Here is a 22,995-nt window from a genome sequence, read left to right as displayed (position 1 = left end):
GCGGATGCGCTGGCCATTCATCAACCACATCCGCCTGCTCCGCTATGCGGGCTTCTTCACCTACCTGTCGGCGGGCACGCCGCTGGTCACCAGCTGGGCCACCGAAAGGCTCGACCAGCTGCATCGCCCGAACTTCTCGTTGCTGCTGTGGACGCTGTGCTACCTGATCTTCGGCCTGATGTACTGGCTGCTGACCAGCAACCTCGGTTCGCGCCGCTATCCGGGGCTGAAATTGCTGGGGCTGACCCTGATGACCGCGGCGGCCGTCGCGGTGGGCTGGTACAGCCACAGCGGCCTGTCGGCGATGCTGATGGTGGTGGCCTCGCTGGTGCTGCCGTGGCTGCTGCCGTTCTGGCTCGCCGCTTCCTGGCTGGTGCTGCAGCACCTGAGCCTGGTGGCGGTGTTCGCCACCTTCCCCGAATACGACCACAGTATCGCGGTGGGCTTCATCCAGGCCAGCATCTACCTGGGCATCTCGGTGCTGGTGTTCATCACCTCGACCGTGGCCAGCCAGCAGGCCGAGCAGCGCGAGGTGCAGCGTCGGCTGAACTCCGAGTTGCGCGCCACCCGCGCGCTGCTGGCCGAGTCCAGCCGGATCGCCGAGCGCATGCGCATCGCGCGCGACCTGCACGACCTGATCGGCCACCACCTGACCGCGCTGAGCCTGAACCTCGAAGTGGCCAGCCACCTCAGCAACGAGGCGGCGTGCGCGCACGTGCGCAAGGCACAGGGTACGGCCAAGCTGCTGCTGGCCGACGTGCGCGAGGTGGTCAGCGAGCTGCGCCAGGACGATGCGATCGACCTGACCCAGGCGCTGCGCAGCCTCACCGAAGGCGTGCCCGGCCTGAATGTGCACGTGATCATGCCGCCGCGCTTCAGCGTGGAGGACCCGCGCCGCGCGCAGGTGCTGCTGCGCTGCGCGCAGGAAATCATCACCAACACCGCCAAGCACGCCGGCGCGCGCAACCTGTGGCTGAACTTCGCCTACGCGGGGGAAAACCTGCTCGGCCTGCACGCGCGCGACGACGGCCGCGGCGCGGAGAACGTCGAGCCGGGCAACGGCCTGTCCGGCATGCGCGAGCGGCTGGCCGAATTTGGCGGCAGCGTGGTGCTGGACACCGGCCTCAGCCAGGGCTTTGCATTGACCGTGCGGCTGCCGCTGGGTGAGCACATCGCACTGGCGCACGCGCCGACCCGGCTTGAGCCGCCGGCGCTGAATGTGTCGTAATCTGGCAGCCGCGCGGCGCGCAAAAATGCGCCGGTGTCGGCAGCGGTCCGGCCCGGTGGCTGTCAACATCACTTTCTTGAGTCATGTCTGCCCGAGGATCCGCGATGATTTCCGTTTGTCTCGTCGACGACCAGAATCTGGTGCGCCAGGGGGTTCGCTCGCTGCTCGACCTCGCCGAGGACATCCGCGTGGTGGCCGAGTGCGCCGACGGCGCCCAGGCCGTGCAGGACATTCCGCGGGTCAAGCCGGACGTGGTGCTACTGGACCTGCGCATGCCGAACATGAGCGGGCTGGAGGTGCTGCAGGCGCTGTCCGCCCGCAACGAGCTGCCGCCGACGATCATCCTGACCACCTTCGACGACGACCAGCTGGTGCTGCAGGGGCTCAAGGCCGGCGCGCGCGGCTATCTGCTGAAGGACGTCTCGCTGGAACAGCTGGTCGAGGCGGTGCGCACCGTGGCCGGCGGCGGCTCGCTGGTGGCGCCGATGGTTACCCAGCGGCTGATGGCCGGGGTGGCGCGGATGCAGAACAGCTTCACCAGCCTGGAGCAGCCCGACCCGCTGACCGAGCGCGAGACCGAGATCCTGCGCCTGCTGTCCGGCGGCTACAGCAACAAGGAGATCGCCAACTCGCTGAAGGTGGCCGAGGGCACGGTGAAGAACCACGTGTCCAACATCCTGTCCAAGCTCGGCGTGCGCGACCGCACCCGTGCCGTGCTGAAGGCGCTGGAAATGGGCATCGTCTGAGGCGATCGGGGCCGCTGCGGCGGCCACGCCGTGGCCCGCTTTTGGCCTTCCGGATGGCATGCGACGGGCGATAGCGTTCCGGCCCGCGAGCAAGTAACATCCGTTGCTTCGGCGTTTGCCGACCCCCTGCCGTGGCCTACGGGTGAACCCTCGGGCGGGCCCGCGTGGACGGCTGGGGCAACCCTAATCTAGGTATGGCGTAAAGACGCTTCGGAGAACTCTGGAATGATGCGTGTCTTTGAATTTCTTGCTGCCCTGGTCATTGTGGCGGTCATCGGCGTCCTGGCGGCTGTGGTCATGCCCGGCAGTGGCCACGTGGAACGCCAGCTGGTCGTCGGCAAGGACATGCGGCAGGTCTACGACGTGCTCAACAACTACCGGCGGCTGCCCGACTACTCGGTGCTGCGCTCGTACGACCCGCGCATCGAGTTCAGCTTCTCTGGCAAGACCTACGGCCCGGGCGCCGAGATCAGCTGGGCCAGTACCGACCCGAAGGTCGGCAAAGGCGGCCTGACCATTGCCAGCGCCACCCCGGATTTCAACAAGATCGACAGCAACACCAAGTCCGCCAGCATCGTCTGGAACCTGGACAACAGCTGGCGCGGCCTGGACAAGCATTTCACGCTGGACCTGGAGCGCCAGGGCAGCCGCGGCCAGCTGACCCAGGTCACCTGGTCGTATGACGTCGCCTACGGCTGGAACCTGGTCAACCGCTTCGCCAACCTGTACATCCACGGCGATCCGGACTCGTTCATCCAGTTCAGCCTGAACAACCTGCAGAACGTGCTGGCCGGCGTGCCGAACATCGACTACAGCCAGCTGATCCCGTACATCGAACAGACCCAGCCCACTCCGGTGCTGCTGGTGTCCACCTCGATCCAGCGCAAGGACGGCATGGAGGCGGTGGAAGACGCCATCGCCAAGGCCAATACTGAAATCCAGGCGGCCGCCAAGAAGCTCGGCGTGAACGTCACCGGCTCGCGCATCCTGATCACCACCAACTACGGCGACCAGACCTACAGCTTCGACGTGGCGTTCCCGATCGACTCCAGCACGCTGACCATCAACGGCCAGAGCGAGCAGCTGACCGCGGCGACGCCGCCCGCGCTGGATGCCGCCGGCGCGCCGGCCGAGGCCAGCAGCGCCGCTGTCGCCGCGGACGCCAACGCCGCCGCCGGCAGCCGCGACCGCTACGGCCGCCTGGTGGTGGACGGCAACGTGCGCGCCACGCTGGCCTTCGGCGGCGCGGCGTTGAAGGGCGTGTGGACCGGCACCTTCGCCGGCGTGCCGCAGACCCGCGACATGCTCAAGGCCTACGCGCAGACCCACGGCTACAAGTACGACGAGGTGGTCAACCGCCCGTACGACGTGATCGCCACGCCGGAAGTGAAGGATGCCGGCGGCAACATCACCGCCTACGCCAAGTACAACGTGTTCCTGCCGATCAGCAACGCGCCGGAGCACACGCCGGAGCAGGAAGCCGGCCTGCAGCCGCCGACGCTCGACGAGGGCGCCCCGGCCGCAGCGGGCTCCGCCCCGGCACCGGCCGCCAGCGCCGCCAAGCCGGCCGCGGCGGCCAGCGCGGGCAAGTAAGCCGGCATCGCTGCGGCGCATGAAAGGCCCTTCCGTTCGGAAGGGCCTTTTTCTATTCGGGCCGCGAGCCGGCGTCTTGCGGTACATTGCGGGGCGATCCGCGGCGACGGCAGGCGGGTTCGCCCGCGCCATGCGCGCACCCGCCCAGCCCACCATCGGACATGATCGAAACCGACCAGCTCACCCGACGCTATGGCAACCTGACCGCAGTGGATGCGCTGAGCATCCGTGTCGAGCCGGGGCAGGTGCTGGGGCTGCTCGGACCCAACGGCGCGGGCAAGTCCACCGCGATGCGCATGATCGCCGGGTTCCTGGTGCCCAGCTCGGGCACCGCGCGGGTGTGCGGGCACGATGTCGGCCGCGAGCCGCTGCAGGCCAAGCGCGCCCTGGGCTATTTGCCCGAAGGCGCGCCGAGCTACGGCGAGATGACCGTGCGCGAATTCCTGCAGTTCATCGCGCGCATGCGCGGGCTGAGCGGCGAGGCCGCTTACCGCCGCTTCGACGCGGTGGTGCAGCAGTTGCAGCTGGAGGAAGTGCTGGGCTTGTGCATCGACACGCTGTCGAAGGGCCTGCGCCGGCGCGTCGGGCTGGCCCAGGCGATCCTGCACGACCCGCCGGTGCTGATGCTGGACGAACCCACCGATGGCCTCGACCCGAACCAGAAGCACGCGGTGCGCCAGCTGATCGACGTGATGGCGCGCGACCGCACCATCCTGATCTCCACCCACCTGCTGGAGGAGGTGCACGCGCTGTGCAACCGGGTGGTGATCATTGCCCGCGGCAAGCTGCTCGCCGACGCCACCCCGGCCGAACTGGAGGCGCGCTCGCGCTATCACGGCGCGGTGTCGTTCAGTGCGCCGGGCAGCGGCATGTCGCAGGAAATGCTGGGCCGCCTGCCGCAGGTGGCGGCGATCGAGGTGGATCCGCTGGACGGCCGCATCACGGTGTTCCCGAAGCCGGGTGCGCGGGTGCTGGAGCCGGTGGAGACGCTGCTGCGCGAGCAGGGCCTGGAGGTGTCGGAGATCCAGCTCGAGCGCGGCCGGCTGGACGAGGTGTTCCGCCAGATCACCACCGGCGGCGACGTCGCGGAGGGGCGCGCATGAGTCCGGTCAATGCGGTATTGCGGCGCGAGCTGCGCAGCTACTTCGTGACGCCGGTGGCGTACGTGTTCCTGGTGATCTTCCTGGTGCTGGCCGGCATCCTCACCTTCTATGCGGGCGACTTCTACGAGCGCGGCCAGGCCGACCTGCAGCCGTTCTTCACCATGCATCCGTGGCTGTACCTGATCCTGGTGCCGGCGATCACCATGCGCATGTGGGCGGAGGAAGCCAAGGGCGGCACGCTGGAACTGCTGCTGACCCTGCCGCTGACGCTGTGGCAGGCGATGCTGGGCAAGTTCCTCGCCGCATGGCTGTTCATCGGGCTGGCCTTGCTGCTGACCTTTCCGATCTGGATCACCGTCAACTACCTCGGCTCGCCGGACAACGGCGTGATCCTGGCCGGCTACCTGGGCAGCTGGCTGATGGCCGGCAGCTTCGTGGCGATCGGCGCCTGCCTGTCCGCGCTGACCCGCAGCCAGGTGGTGGCGTTCATCCTGACTGCGCTGGTATGCGTGCTGCTGATTCTGGTTGGCCAGCCGCAGGTGCTGGATTTCTTCTCCGGCACGCTGCCGCGCAAACTGATCAACGCGGTGGCGCACCTGTCCATGCTGCGGCACTTCGAGGCGATCGCACGCGGCGTGCTGGACGCGCGCGACCTGATCTATTTCCTGCTCAGCACGCTCGGCTGGCTGGCCGCCGGCGTGTTGCTGCTCGACCTGAAGCGGACGCGCTGACGCCATGCCCCGCTCGCGCCTGCATCGACTGCTTGCCACCCCGCTGCACCTGACCCGGCGCGGTGCGCTGTACGGTGCGCTGGCGCTGCTGCTGCTGCTGTTCGTGCCGCTGATCGTGGCCAGCAGCCGCTGGTTGCATGCCTCGCGGGTCGACCTCACCACCGACAAGCTGTACACGCTGACGCCGGGCACGCTGCACATCGTCGACACGCTGCAGCGGCCGTTGCGGCTGACCCTGTACTTCTCCGAACACGCCACCCGCGACCTGCCGCAGCTACGCAGCTACGAGCAGCGCGTACGCGAGATGCTGCAGGAGATGGTGGCGCGTTCGCATGGGCGCATCCGGCTGCAGATCATCGACCCGGTGCCGTATTCCGACGACGAGGCCAGCGCCGAGGACAACGGCCTGACCGCAGCGAACGGCGGCAGCAACGGCGAGCGGGTGTTCTTCGGCCTGGCCGGCAGCGCCATGTCCGGCGGCCTGGAGAACGAGGCCATGGACGATCGCATGCCGGAGAAGGCACTGGCGATCGCGTTCTTCGATCCGGCCCGCGAGGCCTTCCTGGAATACGACATCGCCAGGCTGCTGTACGAGTTGAACCAGACCAGCAAGCCGCCGATTGGGGTGATCAGTTCGCTGCCGGTGCAGGGCAACCCGGTGCTCGGCGCGCCGCCGTGGGCGGTGTTGCAGCAGTTGGGCCAGCTGTTCGACGTGCAATCGCTGGATGCATCGACGTTGCGCAGCATCGACGAGCACATCAAGGTGCTGCTGCTGATCCACCCCAAGCGGCTGCCGCCCGATGCGCAGTACGCGATCGACCAGTACGTGCTGCGTGGCGGCCACCTGGCGGTGTTCGTCGACCCTGATGCGGAGCTCGACGCCTCGCCGTATGCGCCGGACAGCACCACCTTTCCCGACCACGGCTCGGACCTGCCGCGGTTGTTCAAGGCCTGGGGTGTGAGCTACGACCCGCACAAGGTGGTGCTGGACCGCGCCCGCGCGCTGCAGATCGAACTGGCCGGCAGCAGCCTCAACCATCCGGCGATGCTCGACCTGGGCACGCAGGAGCTGAACCGCAACGACGTGGTCACCGCCAGCCTGCAGCGGATCAACGTGTCCACCGCCGGCTACTTCGACCTCGCTGCGAATGCGCACGCGCGGCTGCTGCCGCTGCTGCAGAGCAGCGCCGAGGCCGAGGTGGTGCCGACCCAGCGGGTGCTGGACGCGAGCAGCGACCCCACCTCGCTGCTGCAGGATTACAAGCCCGACAACGCGCACTACGTGCTGGCGGCGCGCCTGCGTGGCACCTTCGACAGCGCGTTCCCCGAGCGTGCCGGCGTGGCGGGCCACCGCGCCAGGTCGGCGCCGGATGCCGAGGTGATCCTGGTCGCCGACACCGACCTGCTCAGCGACCGGCTGTGGGTGGAGCCGCAGACCATCCTCGGCCAGACCATGATGCGGGTGTTCGCCAACAACGGGGATTTCGTCACCAACCTGGTGGACAACCTCAGCGGCTCCTCGGCGTTGCTGTCGATCCGCGGGCGCTCCACCTCGCAACGGCCGTTCACGCGGGTACAGGCGCTGCGCAACGTGGCCGACCAGAAGTTCCTGCAGAAGGAACACGAACTGGAACGGGAGCTGGCCGACACCCGCCGCCGGCTGGATGAACTGCAGCCGGCCAAGGGCAGTCATGCCAGCACCGCCACCACCGAGCAGCGCCGCGAGATCGAACAGTTCCGCCAGCGCCAGCTGGCGATCAACAAGGAACTGCGCGACGTGCAGCACCAGCTCAATGCCGAGATCGACGCACTGGGCCTGCGCCTGAAGTTCATCAACATCGTGCTGGTGCCGGCGTTGGTGGTGCTGCTGGGCCTGCTGTATGGCTGGCGACGAACCCGCCACGGCCGGCGGCGGCGTTGAGTCGGCTCTTGCGCGGCAACCCGGCGCGAGCCCGAGGCTGACTCCTCCGGCGCGCGGCATTATGCTGGGCGGTCGCCGGCCGTTACCGGTGCAGACCGAAGTGCCGTTGCAGTGACCGCTACCTTGCTGAAATGGATCGTGCCATGGGAGTTCTCGTGGGTGCTGCTCGCGTGCTTCGTGACGGCCGCCGTGCTGTACCTGCGCGGCAGCCGCCGGCGGTCGGTGGGTTTCGGCCGCAAGCTCGCGTTCTGGTGCGGCATGGCGATCATCTACCTGTCGCTGCACACCTATCTGGATTACTACGCCGAGCATGAGTTCTTCATGCACCGCATCCAGCAGCTGCTGTTGCATCACATTGCGCCGTTGCTGATCGTCACCGCCTATCCGGCCACGGTGCTGCGCGCCGGCCTGCCGCTGGCGTGGCGGGTGCGCCTGCTGCGGCCGCTGCAGCGTTCATGGCCGTGGCGGCTGGTCGGCGGGGTGTTGCTGAATCCCACCGTGGCGACGCTGCTGTTCATCGTCTTCATCCTGATCTGGCTGATCCCGTCGATGCAGACGCTGGCGATGCTGGACTGGCGCATCTACCGCTTCATGAACTGGAGCATGCTGGTCAGCGGCTTCGCCTACTGGTCGCTGGTGCTCGATCACCGGCCGCATCCGCCGGGGCGGATGACCGCCGGGCTGCGCGTGCTGTCGCCCGCGATCACCATGACGCCGCAGATCGTCGCCGGCGCGATCGTCACGTTTTCCAAGACCGACCTGTACCCGATCTTCGAGATCTGCGGCCGCGCGTTCATCTTCAACGTGCTGACCGGGCAGCTGATCGGCGGCGTGATCATCTGGGTGCCGTCGGCGCTGGTGGAGTCCATCGGCGGCCTGATGGCCTTGCGCATGTGGTTGCGGCTGTCGCGCCATGGCCGCTTGCCGCGCAAGCCGCTGCCGCGGCCTGCCGCGCGCCATGCGGCCGCGGTGGATGCGAGCGCGCCGGACTGAGAACTTCGCTGCGGCTCAGTGGCCGTGCGGCATGGCGCCGTGGTCCATCGTGCTGTGATTCATCGCCGGCATGGCGTGCTCGTCGCCCGCGTCCATGGCATTGGCCGGCCGTGCGATGAAGTCGGTGGCCAGCGTGCTGCCGTCGGCGAACTGCAGCGTCAGCGTCACCGTGTCGCCGGGTTTCACTAGTGCATGCGGCCGCATCAGCATCAGGTGGTAGCCACCCGGCGCCAACTCCACCTTGCCGTGTGCGGGTACGTTCAGCGCGTCGACCATGCTCATGCGGCTCATGCCGCCTCCGCGCGAACTCTGGTGCAGCATCACCTCGGCATAAACCGTGCTGCCGGCGCCGCGCAGCGCGACTGGCTGGTCGCCGTCGTTCTCCAGCGTGACGTAGGCGCCGGCCGGCAGTGCGCTCGGCAGCACGCGGATCCAGGCGTGGCTGGCGCGGACGTGGTCGGCATCGGCGGCGTAGGCGCCGCCGGCCAGCAGCAGGCCGGCCAGCAGCAGTGGCAGGGCGGCTGACTTCAGGCGGGATGACTTCATGACGTGGCTCCGGTGTCGAGCAGCAGGTGCAGGTCGTGCACCAGGTCGTCTTGCGAGGCGGACGGGGTGGCCAGCAGACGGGCGCGGCCGTCGCGGTCGAACACGTAGATCGCCGAGCTGTGGCTGACTTCGTAGCTGCCGTCGGGCGAACTGGGTTCGCGGGTGAAGGCCGAGCGGTAGCGCTTGCTCAGCGCCTCGACGCTGCGCGCATCACCGACCAGGCCCACCGACCGCTTGTCGAACGCGTTGACGTAGCCGTGCATGATCGCCGGCGTGTCGCGCGCCGGGTCGACGCTGACGAACAGGATGCGCGCACCGTCGGCCAGCGGTCCCAGCCGCTGCATCACCACGTGCAGTTGCGCCAGGGTCAGCGGGCAGACGTCGGGGCAGTGGGTATAGCCGAAGTACAGCAGCACCACCTTGCCGCGGTAGTCGGCACCGGTGACGGCCTTGCCGTTGTCGTCGGTGAGCTTGAAATCGAGGTCGGGCATGTGCCCGCTGATATTGGTCAGCCGCAGCGGCAACGGTTCGCCGCGATGGCAAGCGCCCAGCAGCACGCCGGTGGCGAGCAGCAGGAGCAGCAGGGCGGGGCGCAGCCAGTGGCGGGGCTTCATGCGAGAATCCTGGGTGTTCACCTATTCAAGCATACGACACCGGCCGCATGGCCGGGTTCGTCCGGGCCGGATACGCACGATGCGAGCACCTGTCACTTCCCGCGTTGCCCTGCTGGTCGGCTTGGCCGGAGCCAGCGCGGTGCTGCTGGGCGCGTTCGGCGCGCATGCGCTGCGCGGCGTGCTTGATGTCCGTAGCAATGAGCTGTGGCGCACGGCGGTGGACTATCACGCATGGCATGCGTTGGCGCTGACCGTGGCGGTGGCACTCGGGCGCGGCCGCAGCAGACGTCTTGCGGCCACGGCATTTGCCGTCGGTATCGTGTTGTTCAGCGGCAGCCTGTACGCGCTGGCGCTGGGCGTGCCGCGCTGGGTCGGAATCATCACGCCGTTTGGCGGCGTGGCCTTCATCCTCGGCTGGCTCGCGCTCGGCTGGGCGTTGCGCACGCGCGACGAATAGTTCTTGCGGCTGTCATCCGCCGGTCATCGCCGCTTGCGATGGTGCGGGGCATGAACCCGCAGATCGTCCTTCGCCAATGGCCCGCCGTGGCGTGGTCGCCAGGCCGCTTCTCCCGCGGCATGGCCGGCGCCGCGCTGCTGCTGGCGTTGGCGGCAGCGCCGTTGTGGTGGTGCTGGCCGGTTGCCGGTCGCGCGGCGGGAACACCGTCGACGTCGTCGCTGGTGCACTGGCAGGACGCAGCCCACGACTGGCTGCTGGTGGTCGACCCGGCGACCCGCGAACTGGTGGTCTACGACGCCGCCAGCGGTCGTCCGCTGCAGCGGCTGGGCGCTGACGACGGCCTGCCGGAGGTGCAGTCGATCGCGCGGCAGGGACCATGGCTGTGGGTAACGGGCAAGCAGCATCCGACGGTGCGGCTGAAGCTGCCGCAGTTGCAGGCGGTGGCCGCCAGCGGCCGCTGAGGCGGTGGGTCAGGCGGTACCGGTCAGCGGCAGTGCCACGTGCAGCACCAGATCGGCGCAGAAGTGCGCCAGCATCGCGTGCTCCAGCCCGTACTTCCAGAACAGTCCGCCGCAGGCGACGCCGACCATGGCATTGAGCAGGACGATGCGCGCGATCAGCAGCGGCGTGCCGAGCTGGCCGGCGGCATGCGCGGCGGGCAGGTGGCCGATGCCGAACAACAGCGCGGCCAGCACGATCGCCAGCACGAACATCCACGGGCGCGCCACGCGCCGGTTGCCGCGCGCCAGCAGCCAGATCAGCGCGCTGATCGGCAGCAGCCGCATCAATATTTCTTCCACCGTGCCGCCGTAGAACGAGGCCAGCGCGCCCCGCCACGCCGGGATGGCAACGTGGGCGTGTCCGGCGCTCGCCTGCGGGCCGAGCAGCGACAGTCCCGCCACCAGCAGCGCTGCGGCCACGCCGAGCAGGCCGGCCAGCCACCAGCGCGAGTGCCACGCCGGATCGCGCGGCCGCCGGTACACCCAGGCGCGCAGCCAGGGCGCATCGAGGCCATACGGCGCGCCCAGACGCAAGCCGAGCCAGCCCAGCAGCCAGCACAGCACGCCAGTCTCCACCACCGCTTGCAGCACGATGACGGGCAAGGGCAACGGCGCTGCGGCGAACTGCTGCGGCATCAGCACCATCGCGTAGGGCATCAGCGCCAGCGTGGCCAGCGCGCCGGCGAGACCGAGCAGCGCGGCGAGCTTCAGGTGCGGGCCGCTGACCGGCGGATGGGCAGGCATGCGCTCGTCCTCCTTCGTGGGTTGCTCAATCGGCGTCGTGGTCGTCGGCCGCCGGCCTCGCCGGACCGGCCTTCAGCCGGCCGGCCTTGCGCAGCGCCTCGCGCAGCACGTACTCGATCTGCGCGTTGAGGCTGCGCAACTCGTCGTCGGACCAGCGCTGCATGGCCTCCAGTACGGCAGCGCTGATGCGCAGCGGATAGGCTTTTTTCTCGCCGGCCATCGCGACGATCAGTACAAGGTGCCGGTGTTCAGCACCGGCTGGGTGCCGCGCTCGCCGCACAGCACCACCAGCAGGTTGCTGACCATGGCCGCCTTGCGCTCCTCGTCCAAGCTCACCACGCCGCGTCGGTTGAGCTGGTCCAGTGCCATCTCGACCATGCTCACCGCGCCCTCGACGATCTTCGTGCGGGCGGCGATGATCGCGCCGGCCTGCTGCCGCTGCAGCATCGCCTGGGCAATTTCCTGGGCGTAGGCGAGGTGGCTGATGCGCGCCTCGACCACCTGCACGCCGGCCTTGCCGAGGCGGGTCTGGATCTCGTCGCGCAGGTGCGAGTTGATCACCTCGCCGTGGCTGCGCAGCGACGGCTTGCCGTCGTCGTGGGCGTCGTACGGGTAGCTCTGCGCCATCTGCCGCAGCGCCGATTCGCTCTGGATGTGCACGAAATTCTCGTAATCGTCGACGCAGAACACCGCCTCGGCAGTGTCGATCACCTGCCACACCACCACTGCGGCGATCTCGATCGGATTGCCGTCGTTGTCGTTGACCTTTAGCTTGCCGCTCTCGAAATTGCGCACGCGCAGCGAGATGCGCTGGCGGCTGCAGAACGGGTTGGTCCAGCGCAGGTCTTCCCTGCGCACGGTGCCGGCGTATTCGCCGAACAGCTGCAGCACCTGACCCTCGTTCGGCGCGACCTGGAAAAAGCCCTTCAGCATGAAGCCGTCGATGGCCAGCACGATCGCGCCGGCAATCGCCGGCGTTGGCGACTGCCCCTGCGCCGTGGACAGCACCAGCGCGACGCCGATCGCGGCGAGCACCAGGCACAGGCTGACGAAGGGAATGCCGGCGACGGAAAAACCATGGCGTTCGTTCATGTGCGATCTCCCTGAGGTTTGCTGATTAGATATCAAATTGATATCACATTAAAGTAATGTGGCATGCTTCCTCCGGCATCGGCCAAGGCGCGCGGCGCCGGGCGGCGTAGCGCATACAATGCCGGCTCGTCCGCAGCGGAGAACCCGATGAAACCTTTCGGCACGCCCCATTCCGACCACGCGCTGCGCGTGCTGCTGCTGGGCGCCGGCGAGCTGGGCAAGGAGGTGGCGATCGAGCTGCAGCGCTACGCGGTGGAGGTGATCGCGGTGGATCGCTACGCGAACGCGCCGGCGATGCAGGTGGCCCATCGCAGCCACGTGATCGACATGCTGGACGGCCAGGCACTGCGCGCGGTGATCGAGCGGGAAAAGCCCGACGTGGTGGTGCCGGAGATCGAGGCGATCCACACGCCGACCCTGATCGAACTGGAGAAGGAAGGCCAGCGGGTGATCCCGACCGCGCGCGCGGCGTGGCTGACCATGGACCGCGAGGGCATCCGCCGGCTGGCCGCCGAGGAACTCAGGCTGCCCACCTCGCCCTACCGCTTCTGCGACGACGAGGCGCAATACCGCGACGCGGTGGCCGCGATCGGCTACCCGTTCGTGATCAAGCCGGTGATGAGTTCGTCGGGCAAGGGCCAGAGCGTGGTGCGCAGTGCCGACGCGCTGCAGCGCGCGTGGGATTACGCGCAATCCGGCGGGCGCGCGGGCAAGGGCCGGGTGATCGTCGAGGGTTTCGTCGACTTCGACTACGAGATCACCATGCTCACCGTGCGGCATGTCGACGGCGTCAGCTTCTGCGCGCCGATCGGCCATCGCCAGGAAGAAGGCGACTACCGCGAGTCATGGCAGCCGCAGCCGATGAGCGACGCCGCGCTGGCCGAGGCGCAGCGGCAGGCTGCCGCGGTCACCGGTGCGCTGGGCGGCTGGGGCGTGTTCGGCGTGGAGTTCTTCGTCAAGGGCGACGCGGTGATCTTCTCCGAGGTCAGCCCGCGGCCGCACGACACCGGCCTGGTCACGCTGATCTCGCAGGAGTTCTCCGAGTTCGCGCTGCACGCGCGGGCGATCCTCGGCCTGCCGATTCCGGTGATCCACCAGTACGGGCCGGCGGCGTCGTGCGCGGTGCTGGTCGAAGGCGCCGGCGCCGGGCCGCGCTACCACGGCGTGGCCGCGGCGCTGGCCGAGCCGGATACGCAGCTGCGCATCTTCGGCAAGCCCGCGGTGAAGGGGCGCCGGCGCATGGCGGTGACGCTGGCGCGCGGGGCCACGCTGGAGGCGGCAGTGGGCAAGGCGGTGCGTGCGGCGGGCCATCTGCGCATCGAGCTGTGAGCGCATCCGCCTGAACGAGTCCATGCGATAGGCTTGGCGATGGCGGCCGCGTCGTCGCCACCGGTATTCGACTGAGAGGTTGTAATTTTTTCAACCTCTCAGGTCGGCCAGGGCGATGGCATGGCGATGGCATGGCGAGGGCATGGCGAGGGCATGGATGCCCGAGTTGAGGCAACGCAGGAGCAGTTGCCCGATGCCCGAGTTGAGGCAACGCAGGAGCAGTTGCCCGATGCCCAAGTTGAGGCAACGCAGGAGCGGTTGCCCGATGGCGACTGAAGAAAACCACAGGATGTGGTTTTCTTCACAAGCTCTGACGGTAAGGAGAGGCAGGATGGAATCAAGCGGCTTTGCGCACTGGCTGGTGGTGCTGGTCGAACTGGTCACGGCTTTTGCCCTGCTGCTGGCCCTGGCGGTGGTGGTGTTGGCGGTGACCTGGGTGGTCGACCGCAACCAGACCGGCAACGCGGTGCTGCGCAACTTTCCGGTGGTCGGCCACTTCCGCTACTGGTTCCTGCACCTGGGCGAGTTCTTCCGCCAGTACCTGTATTCCAGCGACCGCGAGGAGCTGCCGTTCAACCGCGCGCAGCGCACCTGGGTCTACCGCGCGGCGAAGAACGTGGACAACACCAACGCGTTCGGTTCCAGTCGCGACCTGCGCGCCGAGGGCGTGCCGTTCTTCGTCAATGCGCCGTTCCCCGACCTGGGCGTGGACCACGTCGAGCCGGTGCCGGTGACGATCGGCCCGTATGTGCGCGAGCCATACAGCCACGCGGCGTTCTTCAACATCTCGGCGATGAGTTTCGGCGCATTGTCGGCACCAGCGGTGCGTGCGTTGTCGCGCGGTGCGGCCAAGGCGGGCATCTGGATGGATACCGGCGAGGGTGGCCTGGCGCCGTACCACCTCGAAGGCGGCTGCGACATCATCTTCGAGATCGGCACGGCCAAGTACGGCGTGCGTACGCCGGACGGCAAGCTCGACGATGACAAGCTGCTGGCAATCTGCGCCCACCCGCAGGTGAAGATGGTCAGCATCAAGCTGGGCCAGGGCGCCAAGCCCGGCATGGGCGGCCTGCTGCCCGGCGCCAAGGTCACCGCCGAGATCGCGGCGATCCGCGGTATTCCGGTCGGCGAGGATTCGCAGAGCCCGAACCGGCACCTCGACATCGGCAATGTCACGCAACTGATGGACAGCATCGGCCATATCCGCGAGCTCACCGGCAAGCCGGTCGGCTTCAAGGCGGTGCTGGGTGGCGTGGAGTGGATCGGCGAGCTGTGCGACGAGGTGAGGAAGCGCGGTATCGTGAGCGCGCCCGACTTCATCATCGTCGACGGCTCCGAGGGCGGCACCGGCGCGGCGCCGCAAACCTTGATGGAAGGCGTCGGCCTGCCGCTGCACGAGGCGCTGCCGGCACTGCTCGACATGCTGATCGTCAAGGGCCTGCGCCAGCGCATCAAGGTGGTCTGCTCGGGCAAGTGCATCACCGCCTACGACGTGGCGTGGGCGCTGTCGCTCGGTGCGGACTTCGTCAACTCGGCGCGCGGCTTCATGCTGGCGCTGGGCTGCATCCAGTCGCTGCAGTGCAACCGCAACACCTGTCCCACCGGCATCACCACGCAGAACCCGAAGCTGCAGCGCGGCCTGGTGGTCAGCGACAAGAGCGAGCGGGTGTACCACTACGCGAAGAACCTGATGCACGAGGTCGGCATCATCGCGCACAGCTGCGGCGTCAGCGAACCGCGCCAGCTCAGGCGCAGCCATTGCCGCGTGGTCGGCGACGACGGCCTGTCGATCCCGCTGGAGCAGCTGTTTCCGTATCCGCAGGCAGACGCCCAGGCCCAACGCCTGTAGGAGCGCACCCCCGGATCGAGTCCGGGGCAGGCTCTGTGCGCGATGCTCTTCGCTCTGGTCGACATCGGAGCATCGCGCACAGGGTGCGCTTACGGCATCGCCTGCCAGCCTTCGGCGGTGCGGATCTGCAGCGGCTTGAAGCGCCGCTTGTAGTCCATCTTCGGGTGGCCGTCGATCCAGAAGCCCAGGTACAGCCAGGGCAGGCCGCGACGGCGGCACAACGCCACCTGCTGCAGGATGGCGCAGGTGCCGAGGCTGCGCGCGGTCTCGTCGGGGTCGTAGAAGGTATAGACGGCCGACGCGCCGTTCGGGCAGACGTCGGTAACCGCCACCGCGAGCAGGCGCTCGCCCAGGCGCAGCTCCATGAACAGGGTGGGGCTCCACGGTGCGGTGAGGAAGCGGCGGAAGTCGCTGGCTTCCGCATCGTCCATGCCGCCGCCGGCGTGGCGGCTCTGCAGGTAGCGCTCGTACAGCGCGTGGCGCTCGCGGTTGTAGCCGGGGATCGACTCGCTGAGCACGAGGTCGGCGTTGCGCTTCAGGCAGCGGCGCTGGGCGCGGTCCGGCTGGAAATTCGCCACGTCGATGCGGCACGGCGTGCAGGCGTGGCATTGCGCGCAGTGCGGGAAGTACAAGTGGCCGCCGGCGCGGCGGAAGCCGCGTTCGAGCGCCGGGCCGTACAGCTTGTCCAGGTTCGGTGCGGCCGGGTCCAGCACCAGGTTCTGCGCCGTGCGGTCGGCGTAGTAGCCGCACGCGTGGGGCAGCGTCTGGAACAGGCGGACTTGGTCGGAACGGCGCATTCCCCGATTCTATGCCGCGCGCCGCGACGGCGCATCCCGGGGGTGTTACATGCGCAGGAAGCGCAGCATCGCCACGGCCAGCACCGCCAGCACCACCAGCAGCACGATGCGGCGCACCCGCGTTACCGTGCGGTTGCGCCGGTCCAGCGGGCTGGGGTTGCGCGCCGCGGCCAGTTCCTCGCCGTGGCGCACCACCGGCTCGATGCCGATCTGGCGCAGCAGCGCGCGCGCCCTGGGGTAGTCGTCGGCGTGGGTGATCCACACCTGCGCCCAGCGGCCGCGATCATCGTTGCGCGCCGAGTAGCTGAAACGCTGGTAGCTCGGCCGGTTGTAGTTGGAGCGGTTTTCCACCGTCGCGGCGATGCCGTGCTCGGCCATCAGGGCGACCACGGCGTCGACGCTTTCCGGGCGGGGCGAGGTGTAGATCTGACGCATGCGGCGATTCTACTCAGTCGCCGCGCACGCGGATCAGCCCTTCCTGCGCGGAGGAAGCCACCAGGCGACCGTCGCGGCTGAAGATCTGCCCGCGCGCCAGGCCGCGCGCGCCCTGCGCGGTGGGACTATCGAACGAGTACAGCAGCCATTCGTCGACGCGGACCGGACGGTGGAACCACAGCGCGTGGTCGAGGCTGGCCATCTGCACGTTGTGGGTCATGTAGGAGATGCCGTGCGGCAGGGTAGCGGTGCCGATCAGGTGGAAATCGGAAGCATAGGCCAGCAGCGCGCGGTGCAGGATCGCCGCGTCGTCGATCGGCGAGGTGAGCCGGAACCAAATGTGCTGGATCGGCGGGCGCTTGACCGGGTGCATCTCGTCGCGTGGCCACACCTGGCGGAACTCGAACGGGCCGTCAATGCCAAGCCAGCGTTGCAGCTTCACCGGCAGCCGCACCAGCTCGTCGGGCGGCAGCGGATGCAGCGGCTCGATGTCTTCCGGCGCGGGCACCTCGGGCATGCTGATCTGGTGTTCCACGCCCGGCTCGGGCGCCTGGAACGAGATCGAGCCGTTCAGGATCGGCTGGCCGTGCTGGATCGCCACCACCCGGCGCGAGGAGAACGTACCGCCGTCGCGGGTGCGTTCCACGCTGTAGATGATCGGCGCCTCGATGTCGCCGGCACGCAGGAAGTAGGCATGCAGCGAATGCGCCTCGCGCGAGGGGTCGACGGTCTGCTGCGCCGCCGACAGCGCCTGCCCCAGCACCTGGCCGCCGAACACGAAGCGCGTGCCGATGTCGCGGCTCTGGCCGCGGAACAGGTTGTCTTCCAGTCGCTCCAGGCGAAGCAGCTGGACCAGTTCGGCGACGTGGTCTTCGCTCATGGCGGATCCCTGCAAAAGGGTGCCAGTATAGCGGCGGCGGCCTGCGTCCGGGCATGGCGAAGTGTGTGGCGGGGCGTGGTCGAGTCTGGCGATCACCGAACGGGGCGACGGGCATCGCCACCTGCGCAGCGGGCGCGCAGGGCGCGTCTAGCGCAGCCGCTCGAGGCCGCTGGCGGGCACGATGGCATCCCATGGAAAGCGCGGGCCGGGGTCGAGCTTGCGGCGGATCTGTCGCGCAGGATCGTCGCTGGCGGGCATCAGATCGGTGTCCAGCTCCTCGTGGCCGGCGATCCGGCGCAGGTGCGGGAACTCCGCGCGCAACTGCGCCAGCAGGGCGAGCAACGCGTCGATCTGCGCGGCGGGGTAGGGCTCGGTCATGGTCTGGCGGCGCGAGTCGAACCAGTCGGGATAGCGGCCCGCGTTCACCAGCTCGATGCCAATGGAATTCGGATTGTGCCCGCGCACGTGATGGGCGATGCGGGTGCCGGGTACGTAGCGATACACCGCGCCGTCGCGGTCGACGTAATAGTGGCCGCTGTTGCCGGTACCGCTGGCGTGCAGCGCGCGTTCGCCGTATTCGCGCGCGGTGGCCAGGTCCGGCAGCTCGGTGCAGTGGATCACCACCAGCTCGACCGCTGCGGCCGGACGTTCCGGCAACAGGTCGACGTAGGGCAACGGCTGGTCGTGGATGGTCAATGGCATCGGCCAAGTCTCGCATGCGGCGGGCGGGGGCGAAAACGCTGCCTGTTACCATGCACGCCTCGGCTTTCGGCACTTTCCACGGAGACCGCCATGCGCGGCCAGATCATTCTTTCGCACGGCTCGGATTCCGGGCCGGACGCCACCAAGGTCAGCGCGCTGGCCACTCTGGCCGAATCGCTGGGCTGGCGCACGCAGCGGCCGGACTACCGCGCCGACGACGCACGCGGCTTTGCCGGTTCGGTGGCGCCGCGGGTCGCTCGCCTGCGCGCCACCATCGAGGCGCAGGATGCTCCGCCGCTGCTGGTCGGCTCCAGCATGGGTGCTTTCGTCTCCGGGCTGGTCTCGCTGGATGTGCCAGTGGCCGGTTTGCTGCTGCTGGCCACGCCCAGCGAAATCCCCGGCTACGCACGCAAGTTCGACTTGCGCGAGGACGTGCCCGCGCTGCTGATCCACGGCTGGCGCGACGAGATCTGCCCGCTGGCCGGCGTGCACGCGTTCGCCGCGAAGCGCCGCCTGCCGCTGCTGGTGCTGGACGACGACCACCGGCTGGGTTCCAGCATGGGCATGATCGCGGCGCAGTTCCGCGGCATGCTCGACCAACGGGCGGCGGCCGCATGAGTCAGTACTTCGCCACCTGCCCGAAAGGCATGGAATACCTGCTGCGCGACGAGCTGGCTGCACTGGGTGCGCTCGACGTGCGCGAGGCGCTGGCCGGCGCGCACTTCGCCGGCACGCTGGAAACCGCATACCGGGCCTGCCTGTGGTCGCGCCTGGCCAGCCGCATCCTGCTGCCGCTGGCCGAGTTCGACGCCGCCGACGACGAGGCACTGTACCGCGGCGTGCAGGCGATCGACTGGAGTGAACATCTGGCCGCGCACGCCACCTTCGCGGTGGACGCCGGCACCGCATTGAGCAAGCTGACCCACAGCCAGTTCATCGGCCTGCGCGTGAAGGATGCCGTGGTGGACCAGTTCCGCCAGCGCGACGGCTCGCGCCCCGGCATCGACACCGAGGAGCCGGACATCCGCATCAACCTGCGCCTGCGCCGCGACCGCGCGATCGTGTCGCTGGATCTGGCCGGCTCGCCGCTGCACCGGCGCGGTTGGCGCGAGGAGCAGGGCGAGGCGCCGCTGAAGGAAAACCTCGCCAGCGCGATGCTGCTGCGCGCGCATTGGCCCGAGGTGTACGCCGCCGGCGGAGCGCTGCTCGACCCGATGTGCGGTTCCGGCACGCTGCTGATCGAAGGCGCGTTGATGGCGGCCGACGTGGCGCCCGGCTTGCGCCGCGAATACTTCGGCTTCCTCGGCTGGCAGCAGCACGATATCGCGCTGTGGCGCAGCCTGCTGGACGAGGCGCAGCAGCGCGCCGAAGCCGGCCTGCGTGCGCTGCGCCCCTGCTTCTTCGGCAGCGACGCCGACCCGCGCATGGTGCAGACGGCCAAGCGCAATGCGCAGCAGGCGGGCGTGGCCGGCTTCTTCACCCTGGACCGGCAGGACATGGCGCATGCCGCGCCGCCGCCGGGCATCGACCACGGCCTGGTCATCACCAACCCGCCGTACGGCGAGCGCCTCGGCGATCGCGCCGAGATGCCGAAGCTGTACCGCGCATTGGGCGACACCCTGCGCCAGCGCTTCGTCGGCTGGCGCGCCGCGGTGCTGGCCGGGGATGTGGAACTGGGTCGCGCGATGCAGCTGCATGCGGACAAGCGCTACGCGCTGTACAACGGCGCGCTGGAAACCGTGCTGCTGACCTTCGACCTGAAAACGCGCGAGCAACCGCCGCGCGAAGCCAAGCCGCTGTCCGCCGGCGCACAGATGCTGAAGAACCGGCTGGAAAAGAACGCCAGGCACCTGCGCAAGCGGCTGGCCCGCGAAGCCATCCATTGCTGGCGTGCCTACGACCAGGACCTGCCCGAGTACGCCGCCGCGATCGACGTCTACGGCGACACGCGTGGCGACGAGCACCTGCATATCCAGGAATACCGCGCGCCCGCCGACGTGCCGGCCGACATGGCGCGGCTGCGCCTGCGCGAGATTGCCCGCGTCGCCGGCGAGGTGTTCGGCGTGCCGCGCGAGCGCATCGTGCTGAAAACCCGCGAGCGCGGCAAGGGCGGCTCCAAGTACGGCCAGTTCGACCAGCGCGGCGAGTTCATCGAAGTGGAGGAGGGCGGCCTGAAGTTCCTGGTCAACCTCACCGACTATCTGGATACCGGCCTGTTCCTCGATCATCGCCTGGTGCGCGCCAAGCTGCGCGAGCTGGCGCGCGGCAAGTGCTTCCTCAACCTGTTCGCCTACACCGCTACCGCCAGCGTATACGCCGCAGCTGGCGGCGCGCTGGAGACCACCAGCGTGGACCTGTCGGCGACTTATCTCGAATGGGCTTCGCGCAACCTCGTGCTGAACGACTTCAGCGGTGCGCGCCACCGGCTGATGCAGTTCGACGCCATGGAATTCCTGCAGCGCGACCGCGGCCATTACGGGCTGGTGTACGTCGACCCGCCGACCTTCTCGAACTCCAAGCGCGCCGAGGATTTCGACGTGCAACGCGACCATGTGGCCCTGCTGGAAGCCTGCAACGAGCGGCTGACCCGCGACGGCGTGATCGTGTTCTCCAACAATTTCCGCCGCTTCAAGCTCGACCGGGAAGCGCTGCAGGCGCACTTCGAGATCGAGGACTGGAGCGCGCCCAGCATCCCGTTCGACTTCGCCCGCCGGGGCGACATCCACGGCTGCTGGCTGCTGCGCCGGCGCCAGGCCGTGACGGGGATCAATCCCTGGGAAAACGCACGCCCGAAAACGTGAACCCTTCAGTGCAGATTAAGCGTGATCGGATGAGCATCCGCCCCGTACAACGGAGAACGATCATGACCAAGAGCATCGGCAGGACGGGCAGGCTGGCGGCCATCGGCCTGGCGGTTGCAGTGGCTGTGGCGGTGCCACTGGGCGCGTCGGCGCACGACCATGGTGGTCACGGCTGGGGTGGTGACTACCACGGTTACCACGGTGGTTACTACGGCCATGGCGGGCACTGGAGCGGCGACCACTGGATCGCCGGCGCCATCGTCACCGGCGCAGTGGCGGGCCTGGTCAGCGATGCGCTGCGCCCGGCGCCGGTGTACTACGAGGCACCGGTGGTGTACGGCCCGCCGCGCACGGTGATCTACGAGGATGCCCCGGTGGTGCGTCGTCGTGTGGTCGAGCGCACGGTGGTGTACGACGACCCGTACCGGGTGCGCTACATCCGCGACGATGGCTACGACGATGACGACGACGATTGAGCCCGGCGACCGCGTCGGCAGCGTGTGACCGCGAAAGGCCCGGCCATGCCGTAATGCCAGTCAGTTAAGCTGACTGGCGTTTTTCGTGGGGTACTTGTGGGGTCGCCGTTTGACTTCACGGGGGCAAGATCGTCGTCGTCGCGGCGGCAACAGGTAGACGCGGGCTTGTTGTCGGAGCCGGGCCAGCCGTTTGGGAAAGGCGCCGGGGGTTTCCAGCGGGGCATGGCGCAGCTCCGCGACGATGGCGCGCGTGAAGCCCTGGAAGCTGAGCCGGGCCGGCGGCACGCCCAGTGCATCGGCAGTTTGGTGCATTTCCCAGCGCAGCAGGTTGTAGGCAATCAGCAGGCCCCAGATTTCCTGTCGCACCAGTTCCGGCCGCTTGCTGCGCAAGACGGTGTCGTTGGCTTGCATGCCCTGCTTGATATCCCGGAAGCCCAGTTCGATCTCCCAGCGTTCGCGATAGCACGTGGCCACCTGCTCGGCCGGATAGCGGGCCGGATCGGCCAGTGAGGTCAGATAGCGCCGGCCGGACGAGCAGACGATCAACCGGGCTTCCCAGAATGCCGGCAGCTCCGGATGCTGGCGGCGCGCCTGCGGCGAGACCGGCAGGCGCACCCACGCATCGCCTTCCCCGAGCGGGTGGAGCACCTCGTAACGTAACGAGGACTTGGCCCGCATCAACCAGTGCCGCTGCTTTCCCGCGCGCTGCCACGCCAGCAGGAAGGCGGCCGAGTAGTAGGCGCGATCGAAGATCGTCAGCGACTCATCGGGGGCCGCGGCCATCAGGTTCTGGGCATAGCTGAGCTCGCCGGTGGTGTACGCCCCGAAAGCGGCGGCCCGGATCAGGTGCGTATGGACCTCCATCAGGCACACGGCGCGCACCTGCGGCCAACTCCCGTCGCCATGCTGCGAGCGCCCGCCACCGAAGACCTCGCGATGCCCGGCGGTATCGGGCGTCGACCACACCACGCCATCGACCGCCAACAGGCGAAGTCCCTGGAAGCGGCCGGCGGCCGGCAGCGGCGTGGTGCACCACGCACGGCTGATCTGGTCGAACAAGTGCGCCAGTGGTGCTTCGCCCAGGCGCTGCCGCCCTTGGGCAGCCGCACTCGGTACGGGCACGACTTGCGCCTCAGTACCCAACGCCAAGCCCAACTGACGCACGATGTGCCAGATCGGTTCGTTGCGAAACAGCGCCAGCCCGATGACCAGCCAGATCAGTCGCTCGGCGGGCAGGCGACGACGGCGCAGGGACGCGGTACCGGTCGCTTGCAGGGCCTGCTCGATCCAGGCGGCCGGAATGAGCTGACTGAAGCGATCGAACGCCTCCGCCGACAGCTCGCCTACCGCATCGAGTTGGGCTTGCAGAGTGGTGGTCAAAGCAAGAGGCTCATGGAAAACCATGAGCCTCTTGGGTCGTTCCCGTCGCGTCAATACCTTAACTGACTGGCATTAGGC

At 68.5% G+C, this 22,995-nt stretch carries 24 protein-coding genes; 14 read left to right on the top strand and 10 right to left on the bottom strand.

Features of this window, described 5'->3' with window-relative positions:
- The first annotated feature begins 4 nt into the window (after positions 1–4).
- From LRK53_RS14105 to LRK53_RS14075, 7 genes are all read left to right on the top strand, one after another.
- Positions 5–1,228 carry a sensor histidine kinase gene (locus tag LRK53_RS14105; protein ID WP_027494021.1) on the top strand — a complete coding sequence of 408 codons (1,224 nt, stop codon included), beginning with the start codon at positions 5–7 and terminating at the stop codon, positions 1,226–1,228.
- A 104-nt stretch (positions 1,229–1,332) separates the two neighbouring features.
- Positions 1,333–1,974 carry a response regulator gene (locus tag LRK53_RS14100; RefSeq protein WP_007507744.1) on the top strand — a complete coding sequence of 214 codons (642 nt, stop codon included), beginning with the start codon at positions 1,333–1,335 and terminating at the stop codon, positions 1,972–1,974.
- Positions 1,975–2,199: 225 nt separating this feature from the next.
- Complete coding sequence (locus LRK53_RS14095) at positions 2,200–3,567, top strand: SRPBCC family protein (RefSeq protein WP_235642334.1); 1,368 nt, start codon at positions 2,200–2,202, stop codon at positions 3,565–3,567.
- 161 nt (positions 3,568–3,728) lie between these two features.
- Positions 3,729–4,670, top strand: a complete 942-nt coding sequence (locus LRK53_RS14090) for an ABC transporter ATP-binding protein (protein WP_027494019.1) — start codon at positions 3,729–3,731, stop codon at positions 4,668–4,670.
- Positions 4,667–5,401 (top strand): ABC transporter permease subunit, encoded by a 735-nt coding sequence (locus LRK53_RS14085; RefSeq protein WP_027494018.1) that lies wholly within the window; start codon positions 4,667–4,669, stop codon positions 5,399–5,401. The genes LRK53_RS14090 and LRK53_RS14085 overlap by 4 nt, the downstream gene beginning before the upstream one ends.
- A 4-nt stretch (positions 5,402–5,405) precedes the next feature.
- Positions 5,406–7,322 (top strand): GldG family protein, encoded by a 1,917-nt coding sequence (locus LRK53_RS14080; RefSeq protein WP_027494017.1) that lies wholly within the window; start codon positions 5,406–5,408, stop codon positions 7,320–7,322.
- A gap of 111 nt (positions 7,323–7,433) precedes the next feature.
- Entirely contained in the window at positions 7,434–8,315 is an 882-nt protein-coding gene (locus LRK53_RS14075; RefSeq protein WP_027494016.1) for a cytochrome c oxidase assembly protein, read from the top strand.
- A 15-nt stretch (positions 8,316–8,330) separates the two neighbouring features.
- Here LRK53_RS14075 and LRK53_RS14070 read toward each other — a convergent pair whose 3' ends face one another.
- A complete protein-coding gene (locus tag LRK53_RS14070; RefSeq protein ID WP_027494015.1) occupies positions 8,331–8,861 on the bottom strand; it encodes a copper chaperone PCu(A)C in 531 nt (176 codons plus the stop codon).
- Positions 8,858–9,475, bottom strand: coding sequence for an SCO family protein (locus LRK53_RS14065; RefSeq protein ID WP_027494014.1), 618 nt, complete (start codon positions 9,473–9,475; stop codon positions 8,858–8,860). Before LRK53_RS14065 ends, LRK53_RS14070 begins: the two co-directional genes overlap by 4 nt.
- A 79-nt stretch (positions 9,476–9,554) precedes the next feature.
- On the opposite strand from LRK53_RS14065, the gene LRK53_RS14060 reads away from it, so the two are divergent.
- Positions 9,555–9,932, top strand: a complete 378-nt coding sequence (locus LRK53_RS14060; protein ID WP_037090528.1) for a DUF423 domain-containing protein — start codon at positions 9,555–9,557, stop codon at positions 9,930–9,932.
- Positions 9,933–9,982: 50 nt separating this feature from the next.
- Positions 9,983–10,393: a hypothetical protein gene (locus tag LRK53_RS14055; RefSeq protein ID WP_027494012.1), complete on the top strand. Its 411-nt coding sequence runs from the start codon at positions 9,983–9,985 to the stop codon at positions 10,391–10,393.
- A 9-nt stretch (positions 10,394–10,402) separates the two neighbouring features.
- Here LRK53_RS14055 and LRK53_RS14050 read toward each other — a convergent pair whose 3' ends face one another.
- Genes LRK53_RS14050 through LRK53_RS14040 form a run of 3 tightly spaced genes read right to left on the bottom strand, consistent with a single transcriptional unit; the run spans position 10,403 to position 12,268 of the window.
- A complete protein-coding gene (locus LRK53_RS14050; RefSeq protein WP_235642333.1) occupies positions 10,403–11,176 on the bottom strand; it encodes a CPBP family glutamic-type intramembrane protease in 774 nt (257 codons plus the stop codon).
- 25 nt (positions 11,177–11,201) lie between these two features.
- Positions 11,202–11,396 (bottom strand): type II toxin-antitoxin system antitoxin, encoded by a 195-nt coding sequence (locus tag LRK53_RS14045; RefSeq protein WP_027494010.1) that lies wholly within the window; start codon positions 11,394–11,396, stop codon positions 11,202–11,204.
- An 8-nt stretch (positions 11,397–11,404) separates the two neighbouring features.
- Entirely contained in the window at positions 11,405–12,268 is an 864-nt protein-coding gene (locus tag LRK53_RS14040; protein WP_027494009.1) for an SPFH domain-containing protein, read from the bottom strand.
- Positions 12,269–12,415: 147 nt separating this feature from the next.
- Here LRK53_RS14040 and purT point away from each other — a divergent pair, with 147 nt between their 5' ends.
- Both purT and LRK53_RS14030 read left to right on the top strand, forming a co-directional pair.
- Complete coding sequence (gene purT / locus LRK53_RS14035; protein WP_027494008.1) at positions 12,416–13,597, top strand: formate-dependent phosphoribosylglycinamide formyltransferase; 1,182 nt, start codon at positions 12,416–12,418, stop codon at positions 13,595–13,597.
- Between the two features lie 331 nt (positions 13,598–13,928).
- A complete protein-coding gene (locus LRK53_RS14030) occupies positions 13,929–15,446 on the top strand; it encodes an FMN-binding glutamate synthase family protein (protein ID WP_027494007.1) in 1,518 nt (505 codons plus the stop codon).
- 89 nt (positions 15,447–15,535) lie between these two features.
- On the opposite strand, the gene LRK53_RS14025 is transcribed toward LRK53_RS14030, so the two are convergent.
- The 4 genes from LRK53_RS14025 to LRK53_RS14010 form a co-directional block, all read right to left on the bottom strand.
- Complete coding sequence (locus LRK53_RS14025; RefSeq protein ID WP_027494006.1) at positions 15,536–16,243, bottom strand: arginyltransferase; 708 nt, start codon at positions 16,241–16,243, stop codon at positions 15,536–15,538.
- 45 nt (positions 16,244–16,288) lie between these two features.
- Positions 16,289–16,678: a putative signal transducing protein gene (locus LRK53_RS14020; RefSeq protein WP_027494005.1), complete on the bottom strand. Its 390-nt coding sequence runs from the start codon at positions 16,676–16,678 to the stop codon at positions 16,289–16,291.
- A 13-nt stretch (positions 16,679–16,691) separates the two neighbouring features.
- On the bottom strand, positions 16,692–17,558 hold the full coding sequence (locus LRK53_RS14015; RefSeq protein ID WP_027494004.1) for an acyl-CoA thioesterase: 867 nt from the start codon (positions 17,556–17,558) through the stop codon (positions 16,692–16,694).
- Between the two features lie 147 nt (positions 17,559–17,705).
- Positions 17,706–18,260, bottom strand: a complete 555-nt coding sequence (locus tag LRK53_RS14010; RefSeq protein WP_027494003.1) for an N-acetylmuramoyl-L-alanine amidase — start codon at positions 18,258–18,260, stop codon at positions 17,706–17,708.
- A 90-nt stretch (positions 18,261–18,350) separates the two neighbouring features.
- Between LRK53_RS14010 and LRK53_RS14005 the strand changes: the two genes are divergently transcribed.
- The 3 genes from LRK53_RS14005 to LRK53_RS13995 all read left to right on the top strand — a co-directional run bounded on the left by LRK53_RS14005 (position 18,351) and on the right by LRK53_RS13995 (position 21,537).
- A complete protein-coding gene (locus tag LRK53_RS14005) occupies positions 18,351–18,878 on the top strand; it encodes an alpha/beta hydrolase (protein WP_027494002.1) in 528 nt (175 codons plus the stop codon).
- Complete coding sequence (rlmKL, locus tag LRK53_RS14000; RefSeq protein WP_027494001.1) at positions 18,875–21,061, top strand: bifunctional 23S rRNA (guanine(2069)-N(7))-methyltransferase RlmK/23S rRNA (guanine(2445)-N(2))-methyltransferase RlmL; 2,187 nt, start codon at positions 18,875–18,877, stop codon at positions 21,059–21,061. Before LRK53_RS14005 ends, rlmKL begins: the two co-directional genes overlap by 4 nt.
- Before the next feature lie 62 nt (positions 21,062–21,123).
- Positions 21,124–21,537 (top strand): hypothetical protein, encoded by a 414-nt coding sequence (locus tag LRK53_RS13995; RefSeq protein ID WP_027494000.1) that lies wholly within the window; start codon positions 21,124–21,126, stop codon positions 21,535–21,537.
- A 60-nt stretch (positions 21,538–21,597) separates the two neighbouring features.
- Here the strand turns inward: LRK53_RS13995 and LRK53_RS13990 are convergent, their stop codons facing one another.
- Positions 21,598–22,917 carry an IS4 family transposase gene (locus LRK53_RS13990; protein WP_027493999.1) on the bottom strand — a complete coding sequence of 440 codons (1,320 nt, stop codon included), beginning with the start codon at positions 22,915–22,917 and terminating at the stop codon, positions 21,598–21,600.
- Positions 22,918–22,995 lie beyond the last annotated feature (78 nt).

The sequence above is a fragment of the Rhodanobacter thiooxydans genome (assembly GCF_021545845.1).
Lineage (GTDB): Bacteria > Pseudomonadota > Gammaproteobacteria > Xanthomonadales > Rhodanobacteraceae > Rhodanobacter.
This window is presented reverse-complemented; position numbering and strand designations above follow the sequence as displayed.

Excerpts from the sequence above, each read along its gene's own strand:
- LRK53_RS14105 (WP_027494021.1), top strand. The coding sequence starts at position 5 with ATGCGCTGGCCATTCATCAACCACATCCGCCTGCTCCGCTATGCGGGC.
- LRK53_RS14100 (WP_007507744.1), top strand. The coding sequence starts at position 1,333 with ATGATTTCCGTTTGTCTCGTCGACGACCAGAATCTGGTGCGCCAGGGG.
- LRK53_RS14095 (WP_235642334.1), top strand. The coding sequence starts at position 2,200 with ATGATGCGTGTCTTTGAATTTCTTGCTGCCCTGGTCATTGTGGCGGTC.
- LRK53_RS14090 (WP_027494019.1), top strand. The coding sequence starts at position 3,729 with ATGATCGAAACCGACCAGCTCACCCGACGCTATGGCAACCTGACCGCA.
- LRK53_RS14085 (WP_027494018.1), top strand. The coding sequence starts at position 4,667 with ATGAGTCCGGTCAATGCGGTATTGCGGCGCGAGCTGCGCAGCTACTTC.
- LRK53_RS14080 (WP_027494017.1), top strand. The coding sequence starts at position 5,406 with ATGCCCCGCTCGCGCCTGCATCGACTGCTTGCCACCCCGCTGCACCTG.
- LRK53_RS14070 (WP_027494015.1), bottom strand. The coding sequence starts at position 8,861 with ATGAAGTCATCCCGCCTGAAGTCAGCCGCCCTGCCACTGCTGCTGGCC.
- LRK53_RS14065 (WP_027494014.1), bottom strand. The coding sequence starts at position 9,475 with ATGAAGCCCCGCCACTGGCTGCGCCCCGCCCTGCTGCTCCTGCTGCTC.
- LRK53_RS14060 (WP_037090528.1), top strand. The coding sequence starts at position 9,555 with ATGCGAGCACCTGTCACTTCCCGCGTTGCCCTGCTGGTCGGCTTGGCC.
- LRK53_RS14055 (WP_027494012.1), top strand. The coding sequence starts at position 9,983 with ATGAACCCGCAGATCGTCCTTCGCCAATGGCCCGCCGTGGCGTGGTCG.
- LRK53_RS14050 (WP_235642333.1), bottom strand. The coding sequence starts at position 11,176 with ATGCCTGCCCATCCGCCGGTCAGCGGCCCGCACCTGAAGCTCGCCGCG.
- LRK53_RS14045 (WP_027494010.1), bottom strand. The coding sequence starts at position 11,396 with ATGGCCGGCGAGAAAAAAGCCTATCCGCTGCGCATCAGCGCTGCCGTA.
- LRK53_RS14040 (WP_027494009.1), bottom strand. The coding sequence starts at position 12,268 with ATGAACGAACGCCATGGTTTTTCCGTCGCCGGCATTCCCTTCGTCAGC.
- purT (WP_027494008.1), top strand. The coding sequence starts at position 12,416 with ATGAAACCTTTCGGCACGCCCCATTCCGACCACGCGCTGCGCGTGCTG.
- LRK53_RS14030 (WP_027494007.1), top strand. The coding sequence starts at position 13,929 with ATGGAATCAAGCGGCTTTGCGCACTGGCTGGTGGTGCTGGTCGAACTG.
- LRK53_RS14025 (WP_027494006.1), bottom strand. The coding sequence starts at position 16,243 with ATGCGCCGTTCCGACCAAGTCCGCCTGTTCCAGACGCTGCCCCACGCG.
- LRK53_RS14020 (WP_027494005.1), bottom strand. The coding sequence starts at position 16,678 with ATGCGTCAGATCTACACCTCGCCCCGCCCGGAAAGCGTCGACGCCGTG.
- LRK53_RS14015 (WP_027494004.1), bottom strand. The coding sequence starts at position 17,558 with ATGAGCGAAGACCACGTCGCCGAACTGGTCCAGCTGCTTCGCCTGGAG.
- LRK53_RS14010 (WP_027494003.1), bottom strand. The coding sequence starts at position 18,260 with ATGCCATTGACCATCCACGACCAGCCGTTGCCCTACGTCGACCTGTTG.
- LRK53_RS14005 (WP_027494002.1), top strand. The coding sequence starts at position 18,351 with ATGCGCGGCCAGATCATTCTTTCGCACGGCTCGGATTCCGGGCCGGAC.
- rlmKL (WP_027494001.1), top strand. The coding sequence starts at position 18,875 with ATGAGTCAGTACTTCGCCACCTGCCCGAAAGGCATGGAATACCTGCTG.
- LRK53_RS13995 (WP_027494000.1), top strand. The coding sequence starts at position 21,124 with ATGACCAAGAGCATCGGCAGGACGGGCAGGCTGGCGGCCATCGGCCTG.